Source organism: Rheinheimera soli (assembly GCF_021290985.1).
GTDB lineage: Bacteria > Pseudomonadota > Gammaproteobacteria > Enterobacterales > Alteromonadaceae > Pararheinheimera > Pararheinheimera soli.
Window position 1 is genome coordinate 163,840 of sequence record NZ_JAJOYU010000004.1, and the last position, 18,204, is coordinate 182,043.

The window sequence follows — 18,204 nt, forward strand, 5'->3', positions numbered from 1 at the left end:
GCAGCTGCGCACAACAAAGAACATTGCAGCAACAAATTAGATAATATTTGAGTTCAAGTCGTTTCGTTGCAGGCGAGATACTATTTTTTGCTTTGTCAAAAAAGAGGTATCCAAAACAATAAAGTGCAGGAGTTGTTCAGATTTTACTTAGATAAAACAGCTGTAATTTCAGCCAATACAGGATCTGCAGTGCTGACCATACAAGTGGAATAGTTAAAGGTTTTGAACTGACTCAAGCTGAAGGGACTTAAACCAGACGCTGAGCCTTTACAGCCAACTCAGCACCTGATTTTTAAACAATAACTAGAGATATTTCAAAAGGTAAGGCTAATAGCCCTAAATCACATCCAGCGTTCTTTGCGGCGGCGGCCTGGGATTAGGGATGGGACCACTAAACCGAATAGCAAACCGGCGAAACCCAGGATTGAACCTAATACCATTTTGTCTTGCCAGAAGGCGGATGGTTTTTCCTGCAGTTGTTGAGTCAGCAGAGCTATGGTTTGCTGCGCAGTTGCAGTGGCTGTTTCAGCTTGTTGCACTGCAGCGTCGGTTTCATTCAGTTGTTGTTGTAACTGATCTTTTTCCTGCTGCAACTGGGCAACTAAAGTTTGTTGTTGCTGCAATTGTTGTTGCAGTTCACCCGTCTCACTACCAAAGACTGGGGTTAAACTCACGTATTGCTTTAAGATCCAGCCGGTGCGGCCTTTGCTGTCTGTCAGCTGCCAGTATTCTGAGGTACTGTCTTCTGCCACCAGTTTGATTTCTTCACCAGCTGCAATGCTGCCGATTATTCTGAAGTCACGACCCGGACCGCTGTAAAGGTATGTGATCAGCTTATCGCTGATGTAGGCATTTTGTGGGCTTACCGGAGTACCTGTTGTTTCTTGTTGTGCAGTGACGCTTGTACTTAGCAACACTGTGGCCAGTAGCATGCCTGCTTGCCAGGGTCTTGAGGTTATCAACATATAAATCCTAAAAAAACCGACCAACATCTGGCCAAAATGGAGAATTGAGCCGATCATAGGCCAGATAGTTATCAATTGACAAGAGCTTAAAATAAGCCCTTGTTACAGAACAGGAAATAAGCCGCTATGGCGATGGAAGCTGAACTTAAATTTTTACTCACTCAAGGCACAGTGCCTGCTTTGGAGCCGGTATGGCAACAGCTGGCAGTGGCAGTGCAGCAGCATGAAAGCGTGCAATTACTCAATGCTTATTATGAAACGGATGATTTATGGTTTCGCCGTCATGATGCTGGCCTGAGAACCCGGCTGAAAAAAGGTCAGTTTGAACAAACCATCAAGTTAGCTGGGCAGCAGCATGGTGGTTTGCATTTTCGGCCTGAATACAATTTGCCTTGTGCTTCGGTCTGGCCTGAACTCAAGGCCTTTCCTGCTGAGATATGGCCAGAGCAAACGGATCTGGAGCAATTACAAAACAAGTTGAAACAGCTGTTCCGTACTGATTTTATGCGCCAAAGCTGGTTGTTAACTTTGTCTGATGGCAGCACAGTAGAAGCTGTGTTGGATCAGGGCGAAGTGGTTTCTGGCGAGCAAAAAGAAGTGATATTTGAGTTGGAACTGGAGCTGCAACAAGGCGAGGTCAAAGCCTTGTTTGAGCTGTCGCGTCAGTTAGTCCAAGTGTTGCCCCTGCGTTTGGGTTGGCAGTCCAAAGCTGAGCGGGGTTACCGTCTGGTACAGCAGCAGCCTTTGGTGTTTATGCCACTGGATAACAGCAGTACAGCAGCTTTGTTAAAATCTTTGCAGTATCACGAAAGTTACTTTTTACGCAGTCAGGATCCGTTGTCCTGGCAAGTGATCCAGCAGGCTTTTGCGGCTTTAGCTATAGTGTCGGCCGAATTCGCTGCTTTAACCCTGCCGCAGCAAGCTGACTCTACACAAGCCTTGAATTTTTTCAGCAGCGCAGCTTATAACTGTGCTCTGTTAAATTGTTCTGAATCTTTGTTTTCTGCCTGAGGTACTGATGAGCCAATCGACCGACCAGTTAAATTCCGAATTATCCTCTGAATTGCAGCATGAAGTGGATCTGGTATTGCCCACTTTGTTAATAGCGGATTTGACTGCAGAGCAACAACACAATCTGAAGTTATTACTGGCGGTCAGTCCTTTTTTAAGCCGGGTGATGCAACAGCAACCAGAACTGATCCCTGCGCTGCTGGATAAGCAGCAACTGGCTTTGCCTTTGGTACAGCAGAACCCTCTGAGCCTATTCACGGATCACACTGAAACTACAGTTTTTAAAGCGCTGCGCCGTTGTCGTCATGCGATGCTTGCACAAATTCTGGCGGCCGATATTCTCGCTGTAAAATCCACAGAGCAGTGTCTGCTGGATATATCCGCCATGGCAGACAACCTGATTAATAGCGCTTATCAGTGGGCTTATCAGGATATTGCTACTCAGTGGGGCCAACCTTTGGATCAGCAAGGCAAAGCAATGCCGTTGCTGATTTTAGGTATGGGCAAACTCGGTGGTGGCGAGCTGAACTTTTCGTCCGACATCGACCTGATTTTTACCTACCCGCATAACGGTGAAACCAGCGGCGGCCGCAGATCGGTTGAAAATCAGCAGTTTTTTACCAAGCTGGGTCAGAAGTTAATTTCTGCTTTGCATCAGGTTACGGCCGACGGTTTTGTATTTCGGGTCGATATGCGCTTACGGCCTTTTGGTGACAGTGGCCCGCTGGTGCTGAGTTTTGCTGCTATGGAAGATTATTACCAGGCGCAGGGCAGGGAGTGGGAGCGTTATGCCATGCTCAAAGCCCGCATTCTAAACCCTGATCCTGTGCATGCGGTGGAGCTGAACCAACTGCTGAAACCTTTTGTCTATCGCCGTTATATTGATTTCTCTGCGCTGGACTCTTTGCGCCGGATGAAGCAGCTGATAGAGCAGGAAAACCGCCGTCGTAACCGCATCGATAATATTAAGCTTGGCGCTGGCGGTATTCGTGAAGTGGAGTTTGTGGTGCAAACCCTGCAGCTGATCCGCGGCGGCCGTATTCCTGCTTTACAGCAGGTTTCTATTTTTAAAGCGCTGGATGCGTTGCAAAGCCAGCAATTATTAGAGTCCGATCATCAGCAGCAACTGCGACAGGACTATCTGTGGTTACGAAAAGTCGAACAGCTGTTGCAGGGGCTGGATGACCAACAAACCCAAACCTTACCTGCGGATGAACTGAACCGGCAACGACTGGTATTGGGCTTAGGCTTTAGCAACTGGCAGCAACTGACCGAGACCACAGCACAGGCGATGAGCCGTATTCATCAGCACTTTAAACTGGTGATCGATCAAGGCGATAACCCTGAGCCGGAAGAAATGGTGTTGGGCCGCTTATGCTGGGACAGCGAATTGCCGTCAGAAGATTTAGCTGAACATCTGCACTGGTTAACTGCAGAGGAAGCCATACAACTGCTGGATCATCTTAAGCAGTTCAAACAGGATTGCCAAAAACGCAGTGTAGGCCCTCGCGGTCGTGAACTGTTGGAAAAACTTATTCCATTTTTATTGCATCAACTGGCTAAACAACAAGGTTCAGCTTTGGTATTGCAGCGGGTGTTGGGCGTGTTTCGGCAGATTGTTAGCCGCACCGCCTATCTGGAGCTGTTATCAGAAAACCCACCTGCGCTGCAGCAACTGGTGATGTTATGTCATAAAAGTGGTTGGCTGGCCGAACATCTGGCGCGTTATCCGTTATTGCTGGATGAACTGATAGACCCATCCCAGCTGTATCAGGTGCCGGATTCAACGGATTATCGAGATAAATTACGTCAAAGTATGCTGCGGGTGCCGACTGATGATTTAGAGCTGCAAATGGAAGTGTTGCGCCAGTTTAAGCAAGCGCAACAACTGCGTATTGCAGCTGCCGATATCACTGGTATTTTGCCGCTGATGAAAGTCAGCGACCATCTGACCTTTTTAGCCGAAGCCATTATTGCCGCAGTAGTTGAATTGTCCTGGCAACAAATGGCAGAAAAATATGGTTTGCCTGCAGGGCTAAAACCAGAAGATGCCAAAGCTTTTGCTGTGCTGGCTTATGGCAAACTGGGTGGGCTGGAGCTGGGTTATGGCTCAGATTTAGACTTAGTATTTGTGCATCAATGTGACAATCTGGCCCCGACCCAAGGCGACAAAGCCATTGATTCACGGCAGTTTTATATCAAGATGGTGCAACGCATAGTGCATATGTTCACCACCAGAACTCCCAGTGGCGTGTTGTACGACATTGACACTCGTTTACGCCCGGCTGGTAACGCTGGTTTATTGGCTGTGCATATCGATACTTATGCTGAGTATCTGGAAAAAGATGCCTGGACCTGGGAGCATCAGGCGTTAGTGCGTAGCCGTCTGGTCTATGGCGACAGCAAAATTGCGCAACGCTTTAATCAAATACGCAGTGATATCTTAGCTAAGCCACGGGATTTAGCTGTACTCAAAACTGAAGTGACTGAAATGCGGCAAAAGCTACGGCAGCACCATGGCGCGCAAAACACAGAAGTTAAACACGCCTGGGGTGGCATAGTGGATCTGGAGTTTATCAGCCAGTATCTGGTATTGGGCTATGGCGCTCAGTTTCCTGATTTGTATTTCTACAGTGACAATATTCGCATCCTGGACGCTGCTGCTGTTGCCGGTTTATTGCAATTGGAACAAACAGAAGCCTTGCAGCAAGCTTATCAGCAATTAAGGGGCGTCAGTCACAGGCAAACGTTGGACCCGGCCACTGAAACAGCGCAACAATTGGAACAAGCAATGGAGCAGGTGCGGCAAGTATGGGAGCAGTTGTTTAGTTAAGATTGGTTAGCTAACGGCTTGAAATGACAACAGCAAGGACGCTGTTGTCAGTTAGCCTGTCACGCGGCGGCGTGGTGCGTTGATGTTAATGCAGTTTTGCTGCAAAAACGGAATAATCTTGTCTGTCAGTACCACAGCTCTGGACACATTGCAGAAGTACGCCTGCACTGGCTGTTCAAAGTCTGATGAAATAGCTTGGGACGCTTCCTGAATAGCGCTGATATAGCTGAAGTCAGTCTGGAAATAATGTTTTACTTTATAGTCTTTCGACAAAACCCAAAACAGCTCAACCCCTTCTTTTCGGCCTTGCATCGTCAGCACAGTTTTTAGCGTATCGCCGACGCGAAAGCGTCTGTCGGTTTCGTTGCCCTTCCAGTTCTCTGGTAAAGCCACCATGCGGTTTGCTCTGTCGCGTAGCAGCGGGATCAGGTTGCTGTGATCTTCTGTTAATTCAATCACAAAATCAGCTGAGTCATCGTCTTTGTCAGCCAAAGAACTACGAATATTGCTATAGAAATTAGTAAAGCCCTTGACTGCGTCTGAGCTTCTTTCTGATAATTTTTCCGGCTTGAAATACAGCCATTCCGGTTTAAACATCACAATAGCAGCAAGTATGAATAATAAAGCTGCAAGCAATAAGTGCTTGATCCAAAACCACATAGCTTTTATCCCTGGTCAGCGTCATAGCATAATAGCCTGCCTTAACGCTGCGCTGCAACTTCAGTTCATTGCGATAAAGTATAGAGCTGTTTTAATACAAACTCGGGTCTTCCGGATTTGGTCTGGTTTTAAAGCGACGGTGCAGCCACATATACTGTTCAGGGTGAGCCAAAACACCTTGTTCTAACCACTGATTGACGCGTGTTACATCGGCTTTGTTATCGCCACTTGGAAAGTTTTCAAAAGCAGGTAAGGCATCTACTCTGTAGCCCTGATAACCTGGTAAACGGTAACAATGAATAGGCACAGTTTCACAGTTTGCACTACCGGCAAACAATAAAGTACCAGTAGTAGTGGCTGTTTCTTTTACGGCAAAAAATGGCACAAACTCAGCTTTGTTGCGACCATAGTCCTGATCGGGCAGATAAAAACAGACTTCTTTTTCGTTTAACGCTTTAATCATAGTGCGTACATCACGTTTACCAATCAGGTAGCGGTTTGAACGCACCCGGCCATGGTATTGGAAGTACTCCATAATTTCATTGTCGTTCGGGCGGTAAAAACCAACAGCAGGGCAGTGAAAACCAAAGGTTCGGGCAATCATCTCCAGTGACAAAAAGTGGCCACAAAGCAGCAAAACGCCTTTGCCCTGATCCAATATGGCCTGAATATGTTCTTTACCTGTGAACTGGCACAAAGGACGAGCACGCCAGTCTGGCCACCACCAGCCGATAAAGGTTTCAAAAGCGGCTTTGCCGGTTTCTTTGAAATTTTGTTTGACCAGGGCTTCGCGTTCAACCTCTGGCATATCCGGGAAACATAGCTCCAGATTACGGCGCGTCACTTTCACCCGTGATTTCATGGTTTTCATCAGTAACCAGCCTAAGCCTTCGCCCATTTTCATCAATACAGGGTAAGGCAGCCACAACAGGATCCACATCAGGCCTAAACCACACCATAAAGGCCAGTGTTTAGGGTGCAAAAAACCAATGGTAAAACGTGGAACATGAACCACAGCAAATCCTCGGGCAAAAAAAGTGCGGCTATTGTAACGAAAAAAAACGGGGAAAAAAGTCTTAACTGGTAGGAACAGGCTCCTCTGAAGCTGTGTTTACAGCTGCAGAGGAGCCAATTTGAAAAGAGATTTAGTTACCTAAAGCTCTGTTTACAGTGAATAAATCTTCTTCAGTTAAAGTGCCTGCTGCTTGTTTTAAGGCTAAAACAGACAAGATGTAGTCGTAACGGGCTTTTGACAGGTTACGACGAGCATCAAACAGGTTACGGGTGCTTTGCAGTACGTCAACAATAGTACGGGTACCTACTTCAAAACCTGCTTCAGTGGCTTTTAACGCACTTTCAGCTGAAACCACGGCCTGTTCTAAAGCTTTGGTGCTTGAGATCAAAGCGCCTACGTTGTTGTAGTTGCTGCGTACCTGACGGATCACACTGCGGTGGCTCAGTTCTAAATCTTCAGCCGCTTCGACGTAGTTCGCACGAACTACTTCTTCGTTAGCAACAGTGCCGCCGCCTGCGTATAACGGCAGTACCAACTCAATACCTACAGAACTACTGTCTGAGCGCGGAGAGTTAAAACCCACTCCTGTGTCGCGGTTTTCACTGGTGCTGTTGTTAAAACCTGTTTGAGCGGTCAGATCAACTGTAGGGTAATGGCCTGACCGGGCGATCTGAATATTGTTTTCAGCAATATCTAATGACAGCTTCCTGATTTTCAGTTCCAGGTTGTTGTCTTGTGCTGTTTGCACCCAATCCTGCGGATTATTTGGTGTCGGCTGGCTGGTGCTGAATCGTGACGTATTTAACGAATCGAGCTGAGGATGATACTGGCCGGTAATTTCACGTAAAAATTCACGGGCTGTTTCCAGTGCGTTTTGTGCGCTGATTTCCTGAGCTACTGCGATATCGTACTGAGCCTGAGCTTCATGTACGTCGGTAATAGCAGTTAAACCTACCGCAAAGCGTTGTTTGGTTTGCTCCAACTGGCGCTCAATGGCGCGCTTTTCCGCAATGACAAAACTTAAGTTGTCTTCTGCAGTTAATACATCAAAATAAGTCTGAGAAACCCTGATTATTAAGGTTTGTACTGCAGCGTCATAAGCGGTCTGACCCTGTACTGCAACTTTCTCAGCAATAGACAGGTTTTCATAGCGGCTCCAGTCAAAGACAGATTGACGTAAGCTAATGCCTGCGTTGGTTGAGGTACTTTCTGATTTGTATTGACCACCAGTGTCATTATCAAATTGATCACCGTATGATTTGTTAGCGCCAGCGCTCAAATTCACCTGTGGTAATAACCGTGCTTTAGATACATCAATACCAGCTTTGGCTGCATCACGGGTGGCTGCGGCTTTTAATACTTGCGGGTCTTTTTTTGTCGCTAACTGATAAATGGTTTGCAAGTTTTCGGCATTTGCCTGCACACTCAGAAGAGCCAGTGCCGAGCCAATCAACGTGCCTAACAAGGTTTTTTTCATAACCGAAAGTCCATAATTGTGCAAAAGTGAGCCAATAATACCTTGTTGGTATTAACTAAGTAATGAATAAAGCGTAAACAGCATAGGTTCAAGTGTAACAGAATGTGAGTCTTCAAATGCCTGATTTCAAGCCAGAAAATTATCCTTCTTTTCATTCATCTGATGTAAAAATACTCGACCAGAACACAGTTTTTCAGGGTTTTTTCCGGATCGACAGTTACAAAGTAGAACATAAATTGTTTAACGGCAGCTGGAGTACAGAAGTAAAGCGCGAATTATTTGAGCGTGGTCATGCTGTCATAGTGCTGCCTTATGATGTGCAAAACGACAGTCTGGTGCTGATTGAGCAATTTCGTATCGGCGCTTTGCAGAATCCAAACGGTCCTTGGTTACTTGAAGCCATAGCTGGCATGATTGAGCAAGGTGAATCGGTGGAGCAGGTTGCACAACGTGAATCTGAAGAAGAAGCTGGTCTGAAGCTGACAGAATTCTGGCCTATGCTTAGTTATCAAAGTAGCCCCGGTGGCAGTACTGAACGGATTTATTTAGTGCTGGCGCGACTGCAGCATCAGGTGACAACAGGGATTTATGGCTTGGCATCTGAGCAGGAGGATATTAAAGTTCACAGCATGTCACGCCAGGTCGCGATGCAACTTTTGAAAGCCGGAAAAATTGATAACGCTGCCACTGTCATTGCACTGCAATGGTTAGCCTTGAATCTGGATGAAGTAAAACAACGCTGGTCTGAATCAACATGAGTGCCGTTATCATGAGAACACAAGAATAAAGAGAGTCGCTGGTATGCCAAATTTGGCTCGAAAACGTTATGTGCCTTATCTGCCTGATTTCCTCAGTTTATGTGAGCGCAATTACGCACAGCTGCGTTTTTTTCTGCCCCGCCACCAGCGTCCGGGGCAACGATGTCTTATTCATATCAATGCCAGCGAAAGTTATCAGATAGAACTGCTTGAGCTATGTAAATACACCACCACTATCAGCATTGAGCTTATTAGTCAGTCGATGATTGGCTGGTTGAAACCGCGATTTGAAGTACGGCTCTATCATGATGCCCGGCTGGCTGAAGTGCTGGCTTGTCAGCAGGTGCGTCAGTTGAAAGCTGTGTACAGTTATCCGAATGTCGATATGTTACTGCCTGACGAAAAACGACAGATTAATTTGTTACTGCGTGACTGGCTGAACCTGTGTTCACGCCGCGGCTATCAAAATGCTGAGTTACTGGCCTGATGGCTTTTGTGTTTGCACCTCAAGACTCTTATCGTCTGCTGCAAATTTCTGATTGTCATTTAGTGGCAGAAGCCGATGGCTGGTTTTGCGATGTTCAGCCTTATCGGCAACTGCAATTGTTGTTGTCTCCACTTCAGCATAACCAACCTGATGCAGTGATCCTGACCGGAGATTTAACTCAGGATCATAGTCTGGCCTCTTATCAGTTAATCGCGGCTTTATTTAGTCAATGGTCTTGTCCGGTGTTTTATTTGCCCGGCAATCATGATGATATTGGCTTGATGCAACAGGCTTTTTCAGCTCCACCTTTTTGTGCTGAGACAGAGTTAAGTCTTGGCAACTGGCGTTTGTGTTTATTGAACAGCAAAGGGCCAACACCAGCAGGTTATTTCGATACAACAAGGCAACAGCAGTTACGACGGCAGCTGTTGTCTTATCCGCCCGATTCGGCTGTCTGGTTATTTTGTCATCACCATATCAGCCCTATGGGCAGTTTTATTGACGAACATATTCAACTGGATGCAGCTGCTGTATGGCAGATTTTGGCCTCAGATCCGCGTATCAAAGGCCTGGCCCATGGTCATTGCCATTATGCCTATGCCACAATGCAGCAAGGTATTCAGCTGGTGGGTTGCCCTGCCAGTTCAGTGCAGTTTTTACTGACACCTGACTATCAGCCTGTGGCGGGTCGTCCCGGATATATTGAATGGAATTTTAAAGCCGCTGCTCATCTTGATGCCGCAGTGCGCTGGCAGTTTTTGGAAGGGTAAATGTCTAAACTTGTTGTCTATTTACATGGCTTTGCCAGCTCGTCTCAATCCGAAAAAGCCTTAATCACCAAGGCCTTTTTTCAGCAGCAGTTGCCTGATATTGAGCTGTTGATGCCGGATTTACCTTACACACCAAAAGAAGCTGTAGCTGCAATAGAGCGGGCGCTGAATGGCCGTCGTCCTGATGCAGTGATAGGCAGTTCTCTGGGCGGATTTTTAGGCACTTATCTGGCCGAACAAACAGGCTGTTATGCCGCCTTGATTAACCCTGCTGTGGCACCTTATGAGTTACTGAGCCAGCATTTTGGCACTTACCATCATCCGGTGTTGAAGCAGGATTTCAGTGTTGAACCCCAGCATATGCCGCTGCTGGCTGAACTTGAGCATAAACCTTCGGCTTTGGATCGTTATCTGGTGCTATTGCAAGAAGGCGACGAAGTGCTGGATTATCGTAAAGCGCTGCAGTTTTATGCAGGTTGTACAGTGGATGTGCAACCAGGTGGTGATCATAGTTATCAGGGCTATGCCAATTGCCTGCCCGCTATTGTCAAGTTTTGCCAATTAGAGTAAAACACTGGTTGTTAATACAGTTATTCTTGCTATATATCCTGCGTACCTGAAGCAGCTTCACGTATGACTGGTACATTAAAATGAGTGATTAAAGAAGTGATGTTTGCCCCATGACAGACCAGCAATACAACGCCGACTCCATTGAGGTGCTGACAGGCCTTGAGCCAGTGCAGCGCCGTCCAGGTATGTATACAGATACCACCCGTCCTAACCATTTAGGTCAGGAAGTTATAGATAACAGCGTCGATGAAGCTTTGGCTGGCCATGCTGATCTGGTGCATGTCATTTTGCATGAGGACCAGTCGCTGGAAGTGATAGACAATGGTCGTGGTATGCCGGTGGATATTCACCCTGAAGAAGGGGTGTCCGGTGTTGAACTGATCCTCTGTCGTCTGCATGCCGGTGGTAAATTTTCCAATAAAAACTACCAGTTCTCAGGTGGTTTGCACGGCGTAGGTATTTCTGTGGTCAACGCCTTGTCGAGTCGGGTCGATGTGGCAGTGCGCCGTGATGGCAATGTGTATGAAATAGCTTTTGAGCATGGCAATAAAGTCAGTGAGCTGGCTATTACCGGCACCGTGGGTAAACGTAATACAGGCACTCGCGTGCGCTTCTGGCCCGCACCTGATTATTTTGATTCGCCTAAGTTTTCTGTCAGTCGCATGCTGCATGTGCTCAAAGCCAAAGCTGTATTGTGTCCTGGCCTTACTATCAAGTTTGACGACAAGGTCAACAATCAAAGTTATCAGTGGTGTTATCAGGCCGGTATCCGTGATTATTTAATGGATGCGGTCAAGGACATGGTGGCGTTGCCTGATCAGCCTTTTGTCGGCAGCTTAAGTGCCAGCCACGAAGCGGTGGAATGGGCTGTGCTTTGGTTACCTGAAGGTGGCGAGCTGGTCACTGAAAGTTATGTCAACCTGATCCCAACGGCTCAGGGCGGTACTCACGTCAACGGTTTACGTCAGGGTTTATTAGAGGCACTGCGTGATTTTTGTGAATTCCGTAATTTATTGCCACGCGGCATTAAGTTAACGCCTGAAGATGTCTGGGATCGCTGTAGTTATATTCTGTCATTAAAAATGCAGGAACCTCAGTTTGCCGGCCAGACTAAAGAAAAACTGTCGTCGCGTCAGGCTGTGGCTTTTATCAGTGGTGTGGTGAAAGATGCTTTTAGTTTGTGGCTGAACGAACACACAGATATAGCTGAGCAACTGGCTGAGTTTTGTATCAATAATGCACAAAAACGTTTACGTGCGGCGAAAAAGATTATCCGTAAAAAAGTCACAGCTGGCCCCGCCTTACCTGGCAAGTTATCTGACTGTTCATCGCAGGATCTTAATCGCACAGAACTGTTTTTTGTCGAAGGGGATTCAGCAGGTGGTTCGGCGAAACAGGCTCGGGATCGTGAGTTTCAGGCGGTGATGCCACTGCGCGGTAAAATTCTGAATACCTGGGAAGTGGAATCTGAGCAAATTTTAGGTTCACAGGAAGTACATGATATTTCTGTGGCTATAGGGATGGATCCAAACTCAGCCGATTTAAGTCAGCTGCGCTACGGCAAAATTTGTATTCTGGCTGACGCCGACTCGGATGGTTTGCATATCGCTACCTTATTGTGTGCTTTATTTATGCGCCATTTCCGCCCACTGGTGGAAGCTGGTCACATTTATGTGGCTATGCCGCCTTTGTACCGGATCGATTGTGGCAAAGAAGTATTTTACGCGCTGGATGAAGACGAGAAAAAAGGCATTCTTGATCGCTTAGAAGCCGAGAAAAAGCGTAGCAAAATCAACGTGCAACGTTTTAAAGGTTTGGGCGAAATGAACCCGTTGCAGCTGCGCGAAACCACCATAGATCCAAACACCAGACGTTTAGTGCAACTGACCATTGATGACCTGGTTCAAACCATGGAAATGATGGATATGCTGCTGGCGAAGAAGCGGGCAACGGACAGAAAAGACTGGCTGGAGATGAAAGGCGACCGCGCTATAGTCGCAGTGTAGGATAAATCATAACCTGTCAAAATTATAAATTGCGTTGTCAAAATAAAGAGTAATTTGACAACGCAATTCTTCTCACCTATAAATAACCGAAATAACCATTTGCTTGCGTGAAATTGTGGAATTCCTTTCAAAACGAAGAAACCTCGAAAAAATGAAACGCAAGACTATTTGCAAATTCCCATCATCGAAGGGGGATGTGCCAGTGGTTTACACCGAAGGTGTGCTGGAGCAATATTTCTGTTATTACCTCGAACTAGATCCCTCTGTAATTCAATACCAGTGCCAACCTCTCGGTTATCACTACTACTTTGATGACAAAAAACTCAGCTATACCCCGGACTTTAAGGTTCTTGTTGATAGCGACAACGGTAGGGTTGAGGTTTATTACGAGATAAAGCAGCGTAAGTTTATCGATGACGACTTTGAAGTCGAATTTCAGGCAAAGCGCTGGCCCGTGAATAATGCAGGAATGGATCTTATTCTGGTAGATGACCACTTTATTATGCAGCAGCCGAAGCTAAGCAATCTAAAGCGGATTTATGCATCGAGGAGAAGAGGATTACCTGCTGATAAAATGGTTAGCGCAGTTAAAGAGGTATTCAGGGACAATAGCAGTCTTACTGCTGATAACTTAATGAAAATGTTGAATATCACCATTGGGGAAGTCTATCAACTGATATATTACAAAGAGATTATCGTTGACTTTGAAGAAGAGTTTGGACCCGAAATGACGTTGTGGGGAAAATAACATGATTGCTCCCCTAGAAGTTGGCAATCTCCTTATCAAGGATGAGCGCCAATATGAAATTATGCGTATCACTAAGAAAAATGAGGTTTTTTTAGAGGATACCTTTTCTAAAGCTAAGCTAAAGTTCTCTCGCAGGGAAATCAATGATTTTCTCTTCTTAGGCCAAGCCGAATTAATCTCATCTGATGCACGATATAACGAGCTTCATTCTGACGATGCGATGGATTTTCACAGTTATTCAGAAAGCCTTCGAGCGGAAGCTCGTATGCGATATACGTTTGTCAGAACATTTATTGATAGTGGTATAAAGGGATGCTCAGGTAAAGAAAGTGTCGTTACATTAATTAAACAAATTTCTGATGAGAAAAAACTAGAAATAATCAGTTGGAGAACTCTAAAAAGGTGGCTTGATGCATATCAGCTTTACGGTATAAAAGGGTTAATCCCAAATACGAAAAAAAAAGGCAATAGAACTTCACGCAAAAAGGAAAATCTAGAAAAGCTGATTTTAGAAGCTCTAGAGGGATACAAAGATAAAAAGCGACCCACATACCGAACTGCTTACGAAGATCTTAAAGATATCATTCTTATTCATAATCACGAGTTAAAACAAAGCGAAACTCCGGTAAAGCCTGATGAGTACCTCGATACCATTAGTTATCCTGCTTTTATTAGTCGTGCGAAAAAGATTGCCCCGGCGGATTTGTTAGCTGCGTACGTTGGAAAATCTAAAGTTCAAAACACGTTTAGAATTTCGGGTCAGCCAGATAAGCCACAGTACATCTTGGACCGGGCCGAAATTGATCACACCACAGGTGACTGTTTTATTTTGGATGATGTATCACTTATTCCGTTAGGTCGTCCGACAGTTACTGCTGTTCTTGATAAAAAATCTAGCTCAATCTTGGGGGCTTGTATCGGTTTTGAACTGCCGAGCTTTGTCAGTGTCGGACGAGCTGTGAAGCACGCCATATCGGATAAAACAGAGTTTTTGAAGCAGTTTCCCAGCGTGGAACATGATTGGCCATGCCGTGGACCATTTTTAGAACTTGGATATGACCGTGGGGCTGAATTCGATGGAGAAATGCTAGAAGATGCATTACTTGAACTGCAAATTGCTGGAAGAGCAAATCCAGCTGGAATGCCCCGGTATAAGGGAGCTATTGAAACTTTCTTTAAGACATTAAATAAAAAGTTTTTGGATAAAACCCCCGGAAAAGTCCTATCTAATCTTGTGGATTCAAAGGATTTTGATCCAGAAAAGGATGCTGTTCTAACGTTATCTGATTTTCTTGAAGCGTTTTATGTCTGGATCGTTGATGTATATATGAGATCTCCGCATGGAGAGGACAATACTGTTCCATACTCAGTCTGGAAGCGGGATGAGAGGTTTGTCGATATCGAACCCGTCTCAGCCAAGAAACTTACGTTAGCATTCTCTCAAAACCTGACGAGAAAAAACAACAACGATGGCATTGTTTATGAATACATCAAATATGACAACGACATGCTTTATCGGTTACGTATGCAGTATGGTAATCAGGAGCTTGAGATAAAATTAAATAGGGAAGATTTGTCTGAAATCAATGTGTTACACCCGGTCAGCAAAAAGTACTTCCCAGTAAAAGCTATCGATCAGGAGTATACTAAAGCCCTGACTTATTATCAGCATCGTATATGCAGAAAATATAGAGAAAAATTAGCTTTAGAATCGGTTGATGAAGTTTCTTTAGCCTATGCGCGCCGACGTATTGCAGAAATAATCAGTCAAGCTTTTTCGACGAATAAGCGAGTTAAGATCGCGTATGCAAAGGTTGCCGCCCGTTTTAATGATTTGGGACAACACAAAATAGGTGAAAATACCAACATATTGCCTGATAACAGGAAGCAAAGACCGCCGGAACCCAATGTACCAAAAGGCGATATAAAACCCAAAAAGCCAATGAGCGAATTTTTAAAAGATTTCCAAAAGGGCAAATAGAGCATGACGCTAGAAGAAAAAATTTCGCTAATTGAAAATATTTATGTTGAGACTGCAAAGATAACTGAAGTAATGGCTGATATAGAAGAGGCTATTTTGGTCGGCAGGGCATCAAATTATGCAAGTCAACCCATCTGCACATTGGTCATGGGTTTGAGTGGTGTCGGAAAGACATCGTTGAGAGAACATTTTGAAAAGAAGTATCCGCGAAGTGTTCACCGTGATGAAGAGAAAGAGCAAAGTGTTGTTCCTATTCTGTCAACGACCTTAACTGATGATAAAAACTCGAAGGCTGCCCCCGGTAAGATGTTGAGAGATCTGGGGGATGCTCTTAAAGGCTCAAAAGGAAATCGGGCCGAGCTGGGTGACAGATTTACTAATCAAATAATCAGTGCAAAAACCCAAGCTATTTTCATCGATGAGTTTCAGCATGCGTTCGAAGGTGGCACTGAGGCCAGAATGGGTAATGCCGTAAACTGGATTAAGACACTTATTAATCAAACGAAACGACCTGTCGTTCTCTTTGGAATGCCTTGGTGTACTGAGATTCTCGACAGGAGTAGTGAGTTACAGAATCGTTTTGATAATATCCACTACCTTGATGAATATGATGTAGAGGTCGATAGCTTCGCAGACTGGTTGAAGTTACTGGAGAAAATTGAGCAACAACTACCTTTTGAAAAAGCGTCAAATCTCGCAAATGATGAGTTTGCACTCCGATTGTTGGTGCTAACTGGGGGCAATATTTCACGGCTTATGAAGAAGTTAATCAAGCCTGCGGCTCGCAGGGCTGCAATGTCGGGCGAAGAGTGTATTGGCCTGCATCAGTTGTTGGCGGCTGCTAAAAAGCACTTATCAGTACCTGAAGAGTATAACCCTCTGTCCAATAGCATCCCAATCGATGATTTAAAAATGACACATTTTTTGACTAAGAGTGAATTCGAACGTTTTAAGAATAAAAATCCGAATCGGAATTATAAGTCCATGGGGAATGGTGATTCTTTAGCAGATGTATTTCGCGGAAAATAACTCAATGCTGCTAACCAGACCTTTCCCGGATCTAAATGAAACTCTGCAAAGTTATGTGATTCGCTTGGCGCGGGCTAACCACTATAGTATTGAGACATGGGCGCAATATCTGTCGCAAGAAAGTGCTCCGGTAAGAACAAAAGACCTAAATTCCAGAAAGCAATTAGTGAGTTTCTTGTCTAGAGTGACCGGAATGACTGAGGTAGAGAAATTATTTGATCAGTGGCAGTTTTATAATACTGACAAAAATTTTTTCGATTATAAGGCTGTCAAAATTTGTCCTCTTTGCATCTCTAATAATGGAAGCAAGCTATATGCGCCGTGGACGTTTAGGTATAATTTGTGTTGCCAGAGTCATAGCTGTCTTCTCGTTGATACTTGCTCAACATGTGGGCACATGATATCGGAGCGATGTATCCATAGTATAAAATGTCAGAATTGTGGATTGCTGTTATCAGAATTTAAAGTCCAAAATGTACAAAGTGATATCTTTTCCAGTCGAATTAGTCAAAAAGTATCCGATGGAATACTTAATGAACGAGAATCACTTTTAGACGAACTATCGTGGCAATACTCCACTCTCGAAGCTTTCTCATTGCTTGTTTATGAAGAAAACCAAGCAAACTGGCGCAACAAACGTGGTTATTCACTCAGTGATAAGCATAACCATCAAATTGCTGTTAGCAGGTTGATGGAGAATGAGGAGTTATTGATCAATGCTATAAAAAAATATGCTCAAGGTCAGTTTGAAAAAGGAACTACAGATCTAGGTAAAGCGTTGATGAAGTTTAGTAAGTATCTTGTAGATGAAGTTAATCCGGCAATTTTGCTTTCCGTTAAAAAATTGATTGGATGGGGAAAATTTGATGATCAAATATCAATCGGCGTCATATTTTTAAGTAAGCTGTATGGCTTGGAGCAAGAAAATTTTAAGCAGTACCTTCAAAATCACGTCTCAACAACTGGATTTAAAAACAGAGCAATACCGGCATCCTTAGCTGCCAAAGTTGTTTCCGAATATCTAGAATTTAAGTAAACATTCACACAGCAGCCATCCAGCTTTGGTCCTGAAATCTTTGAATGTAGATGAGATGTCTTTCCACGGCTACCTGATAGTATAAAGCGGTATTTGAACTGTTGTATGCTCGCTGTCGGGATCATTTTTATCGGTCTGGTAGTTCGCTGAACTGACTTCATTTCAACATCCAAATATCCGCGTTTGATAAAATCATAAATAGCATTGATGTTTACACCTAGCACACCAGATGCTTCGCATGGTGATAAGTAACCTTCTATTTTTTGATCGTCGCCTAATGCCATCGGTACGAATTGCTCTATTGAAAATGGTTTACTCTTATTCTCAGCGAAGCTATACGTCATTTTTCCATTCAGCATGTCTCTAATTGTTTCGATAAAGTTATGTTTTAAAAAAGAAATTTTATTAGTTATTCTATTGTGCTCTGCATAATGAACGCTTCGGCTGGCACCTTTTTTCAGACGAGAGATGAAATTTTCTATGTGTAGTTTTTCTATCAGCCAATCACGATTATTACCTTCAGGTTGTAGAATCGAGGTTATAAGACCTGCACGAAGCAGTTGTCTGGTTTTATACGAGCTGATGTCCAACAAGTTTGCAGAATCATCAAGTGATAAACAACGGGTTAGCCTGTTGTTTAAGCATTCAACATCAATGCGTAAAAAGAGCTGTTTGCCATTGTTAAGTCGCTTGTTTGGAAGCAGCAGCTTTTCACGTAATAACAGTTTCAACTTGCTGGGGGGACAATGTAGTAGCCGTATAACCTGTGACTCGTTCATATACTGTGCAGTTGAAATAGTCTGCTTTGACAACCGAGTGAAGGCATCTGACAAAATTCCAAATGAGAAATGCTCTTTA

General features: G+C 44.6%; 16 protein-coding genes and 1 pseudogene. 12 read left to right on the forward strand and 5 right to left on the reverse strand.

Annotated elements, in window-relative coordinates:
- Nucleotides 1–341: 341 nt before the first annotated feature.
- Nucleotides 342–965 carry a TIGR04211 family SH3 domain-containing protein gene (locus LSG37_RS05105; protein WP_233078849.1) on the reverse strand — a complete coding sequence of 208 codons (624 nt, stop codon included), beginning with the start codon at nucleotides 963–965 and terminating at the stop codon, nucleotides 342–344.
- A gap of 126 nt (nucleotides 966–1,091) precedes the next feature.
- Here LSG37_RS05105 and LSG37_RS05110 point away from each other — a divergent pair, with 126 nt between their 5' ends.
- Both LSG37_RS05110 and glnE read left to right on the forward strand, forming a co-directional pair.
- Nucleotides 1,092–1,976 (forward strand): CYTH domain-containing protein, encoded by an 885-nt coding sequence (locus LSG37_RS05110; protein WP_233078850.1) that lies wholly within the window; start codon nucleotides 1,092–1,094, stop codon nucleotides 1,974–1,976.
- Between the two features lie 7 nt (nucleotides 1,977–1,983).
- The gene (gene glnE, locus LSG37_RS05115; RefSeq protein ID WP_233078851.1) at nucleotides 1,984–4,809 is read left to right on the forward strand and encodes a bifunctional [glutamate--ammonia ligase]-adenylyl-L-tyrosine phosphorylase/[glutamate--ammonia-ligase] adenylyltransferase; all 2,826 of its coding nucleotides are present in this window, start codon (nucleotides 1,984–1,986) and stop codon (nucleotides 4,807–4,809) included.
- Between the two features lie 51 nt (nucleotides 4,810–4,860).
- Here glnE and LSG37_RS05120 read toward each other — a convergent pair whose 3' ends face one another.
- From LSG37_RS05120 to tolC, 3 genes are all read right to left on the reverse strand, one after another.
- Complete coding sequence (locus tag LSG37_RS05120) at nucleotides 4,861–5,469, reverse strand: TcpQ domain-containing protein (protein ID WP_233078852.1); 609 nt, start codon at nucleotides 5,467–5,469, stop codon at nucleotides 4,861–4,863.
- Nucleotides 5,470–5,560: 91 nt separating this feature from the next.
- Entirely contained in the window at nucleotides 5,561–6,484 is a 924-nt protein-coding gene (gene lpxL, locus LSG37_RS05125; protein WP_233078853.1) for an LpxL/LpxP family Kdo(2)-lipid IV(A) lauroyl/palmitoleoyl acyltransferase, read from the reverse strand.
- Nucleotides 6,485–6,614: 130 nt separating this feature from the next.
- On the reverse strand, nucleotides 6,615–7,961 hold the full coding sequence (gene tolC, locus LSG37_RS05130) for an outer membrane channel protein TolC (RefSeq protein WP_233078854.1): 1,347 nt from the start codon (nucleotides 7,959–7,961) through the stop codon (nucleotides 6,615–6,617).
- Between the two features lie 116 nt (nucleotides 7,962–8,077).
- On the opposite strand from tolC, the gene nudF reads away from it, so the two are divergent.
- The 10 genes and pseudogenes from nudF (at nucleotide 8,078) to LSG37_RS05175 (ending at nucleotide 17,346) form a co-directional block, all read left to right on the forward strand.
- The gene (gene nudF, locus LSG37_RS05135) at nucleotides 8,078–8,719 is read left to right on the forward strand and encodes an ADP-ribose diphosphatase (RefSeq protein ID WP_233078855.1); all 642 of its coding nucleotides are present in this window, start codon (nucleotides 8,078–8,080) and stop codon (nucleotides 8,717–8,719) included.
- Between the two features lie 43 nt (nucleotides 8,720–8,762).
- Entirely contained in the window at nucleotides 8,763–9,206 is a 444-nt protein-coding gene (locus LSG37_RS05140; RefSeq protein ID WP_233078856.1) for a DUF1249 domain-containing protein, read from the forward strand.
- A complete protein-coding gene (locus LSG37_RS05145; RefSeq protein WP_233078857.1) occupies nucleotides 9,206–9,976 on the forward strand; it encodes a metallophosphoesterase in 771 nt (256 codons plus the stop codon). Before LSG37_RS05140 ends, LSG37_RS05145 begins: the two co-directional genes overlap by 1 nt.
- Nucleotides 9,977–10,546 carry a YqiA/YcfP family alpha/beta fold hydrolase gene (locus tag LSG37_RS05150; protein ID WP_233078858.1) on the forward strand — a complete coding sequence of 190 codons (570 nt, stop codon included), beginning with the start codon at nucleotides 9,977–9,979 and terminating at the stop codon, nucleotides 10,544–10,546.
- Between the two features lie 110 nt (nucleotides 10,547–10,656).
- Entirely contained in the window at nucleotides 10,657–12,552 is a 1,896-nt protein-coding gene (gene parE, locus LSG37_RS05155) for a DNA topoisomerase IV subunit B (protein ID WP_233078859.1), read from the forward strand.
- Between the two features lie 151 nt (nucleotides 12,553–12,703).
- Nucleotides 12,704–13,300: a Tn7 transposase TnsA N-terminal domain-containing protein gene (locus LSG37_RS05160; RefSeq protein ID WP_233078860.1), complete on the forward strand. Its 597-nt coding sequence runs from the start codon at nucleotides 12,704–12,706 to the stop codon at nucleotides 13,298–13,300.
- A gap of 1 nt (nucleotide 13,301) precedes the next feature.
- Nucleotides 13,302–15,281 (forward strand): TnsB C-terminal domain-containing protein, encoded by a 1,980-nt coding sequence (locus LSG37_RS05165; protein WP_233078861.1) that lies wholly within the window; start codon nucleotides 13,302–13,304, stop codon nucleotides 15,279–15,281.
- Nucleotides 15,282–15,284: 3 nt separating this feature from the next.
- The gene (locus LSG37_RS05170) at nucleotides 15,285–16,310 is read left to right on the forward strand and encodes a TniB family NTP-binding protein (RefSeq protein WP_233078862.1); all 1,026 of its coding nucleotides are present in this window, start codon (nucleotides 15,285–15,287) and stop codon (nucleotides 16,308–16,310) included.
- Between the two features lie 4 nt (nucleotides 16,311–16,314).
- Nucleotides 16,315–16,668, forward strand: a pseudogene (locus LSG37_RS21365) (TniQ family protein); the annotation flags it as partial.
- A gap of 87 nt (nucleotides 16,669–16,755) precedes the next feature.
- Nucleotides 16,756–17,346, forward strand: a complete 591-nt coding sequence (locus LSG37_RS05175) for a hypothetical protein (protein WP_233078863.1) — start codon at nucleotides 16,756–16,758, stop codon at nucleotides 17,344–17,346.
- Here LSG37_RS05175 and LSG37_RS05180 read toward each other — a convergent pair.
- Nucleotides 17,259–18,204 (reverse strand): hypothetical protein (locus LSG37_RS05180; RefSeq protein WP_233078864.1); only part of this gene is annotated, 946 nt, incomplete at its 5' end. The genes LSG37_RS05175 and LSG37_RS05180 overlap by 88 nt on opposite strands.

Excerpts from the sequence above, each read along its gene's own strand:
- LSG37_RS05105 (WP_233078849.1), bottom strand. The coding sequence starts at position 965 with ATGTTGATAACCTCAAGACCCTGGCAAGCAGGCATGCTACTGGCCACA.
- LSG37_RS05110 (WP_233078850.1), top strand. The coding sequence starts at position 1,092 with ATGGCGATGGAAGCTGAACTTAAATTTTTACTCACTCAAGGCACAGTG.
- glnE (WP_233078851.1), top strand. The coding sequence starts at position 1,984 with ATGAGCCAATCGACCGACCAGTTAAATTCCGAATTATCCTCTGAATTG.
- LSG37_RS05120 (WP_233078852.1), bottom strand. The coding sequence starts at position 5,469 with ATGTGGTTTTGGATCAAGCACTTATTGCTTGCAGCTTTATTATTCATA.
- tolC (WP_233078854.1), bottom strand. The coding sequence starts at position 7,961 with ATGAAAAAAACCTTGTTAGGCACGTTGATTGGCTCGGCACTGGCTCTT.
- nudF (WP_233078855.1), top strand. The coding sequence starts at position 8,078 with ATGCCTGATTTCAAGCCAGAAAATTATCCTTCTTTTCATTCATCTGAT.
- LSG37_RS05140 (WP_233078856.1), top strand. The coding sequence starts at position 8,763 with ATGCCAAATTTGGCTCGAAAACGTTATGTGCCTTATCTGCCTGATTTC.
- LSG37_RS05145 (WP_233078857.1), top strand. The coding sequence starts at position 9,206 with ATGGCTTTTGTGTTTGCACCTCAAGACTCTTATCGTCTGCTGCAAATT.
- LSG37_RS05150 (WP_233078858.1), top strand. The coding sequence starts at position 9,977 with ATGTCTAAACTTGTTGTCTATTTACATGGCTTTGCCAGCTCGTCTCAA.
- parE (WP_233078859.1), top strand. The coding sequence starts at position 10,657 with ATGACAGACCAGCAATACAACGCCGACTCCATTGAGGTGCTGACAGGC.
- LSG37_RS05160 (WP_233078860.1), top strand. The coding sequence starts at position 12,704 with ATGAAACGCAAGACTATTTGCAAATTCCCATCATCGAAGGGGGATGTG.
- LSG37_RS05165 (WP_233078861.1), top strand. The coding sequence starts at position 13,302 with ATGATTGCTCCCCTAGAAGTTGGCAATCTCCTTATCAAGGATGAGCGC.
- LSG37_RS05170 (WP_233078862.1), top strand. The coding sequence starts at position 15,285 with ATGACGCTAGAAGAAAAAATTTCGCTAATTGAAAATATTTATGTTGAG.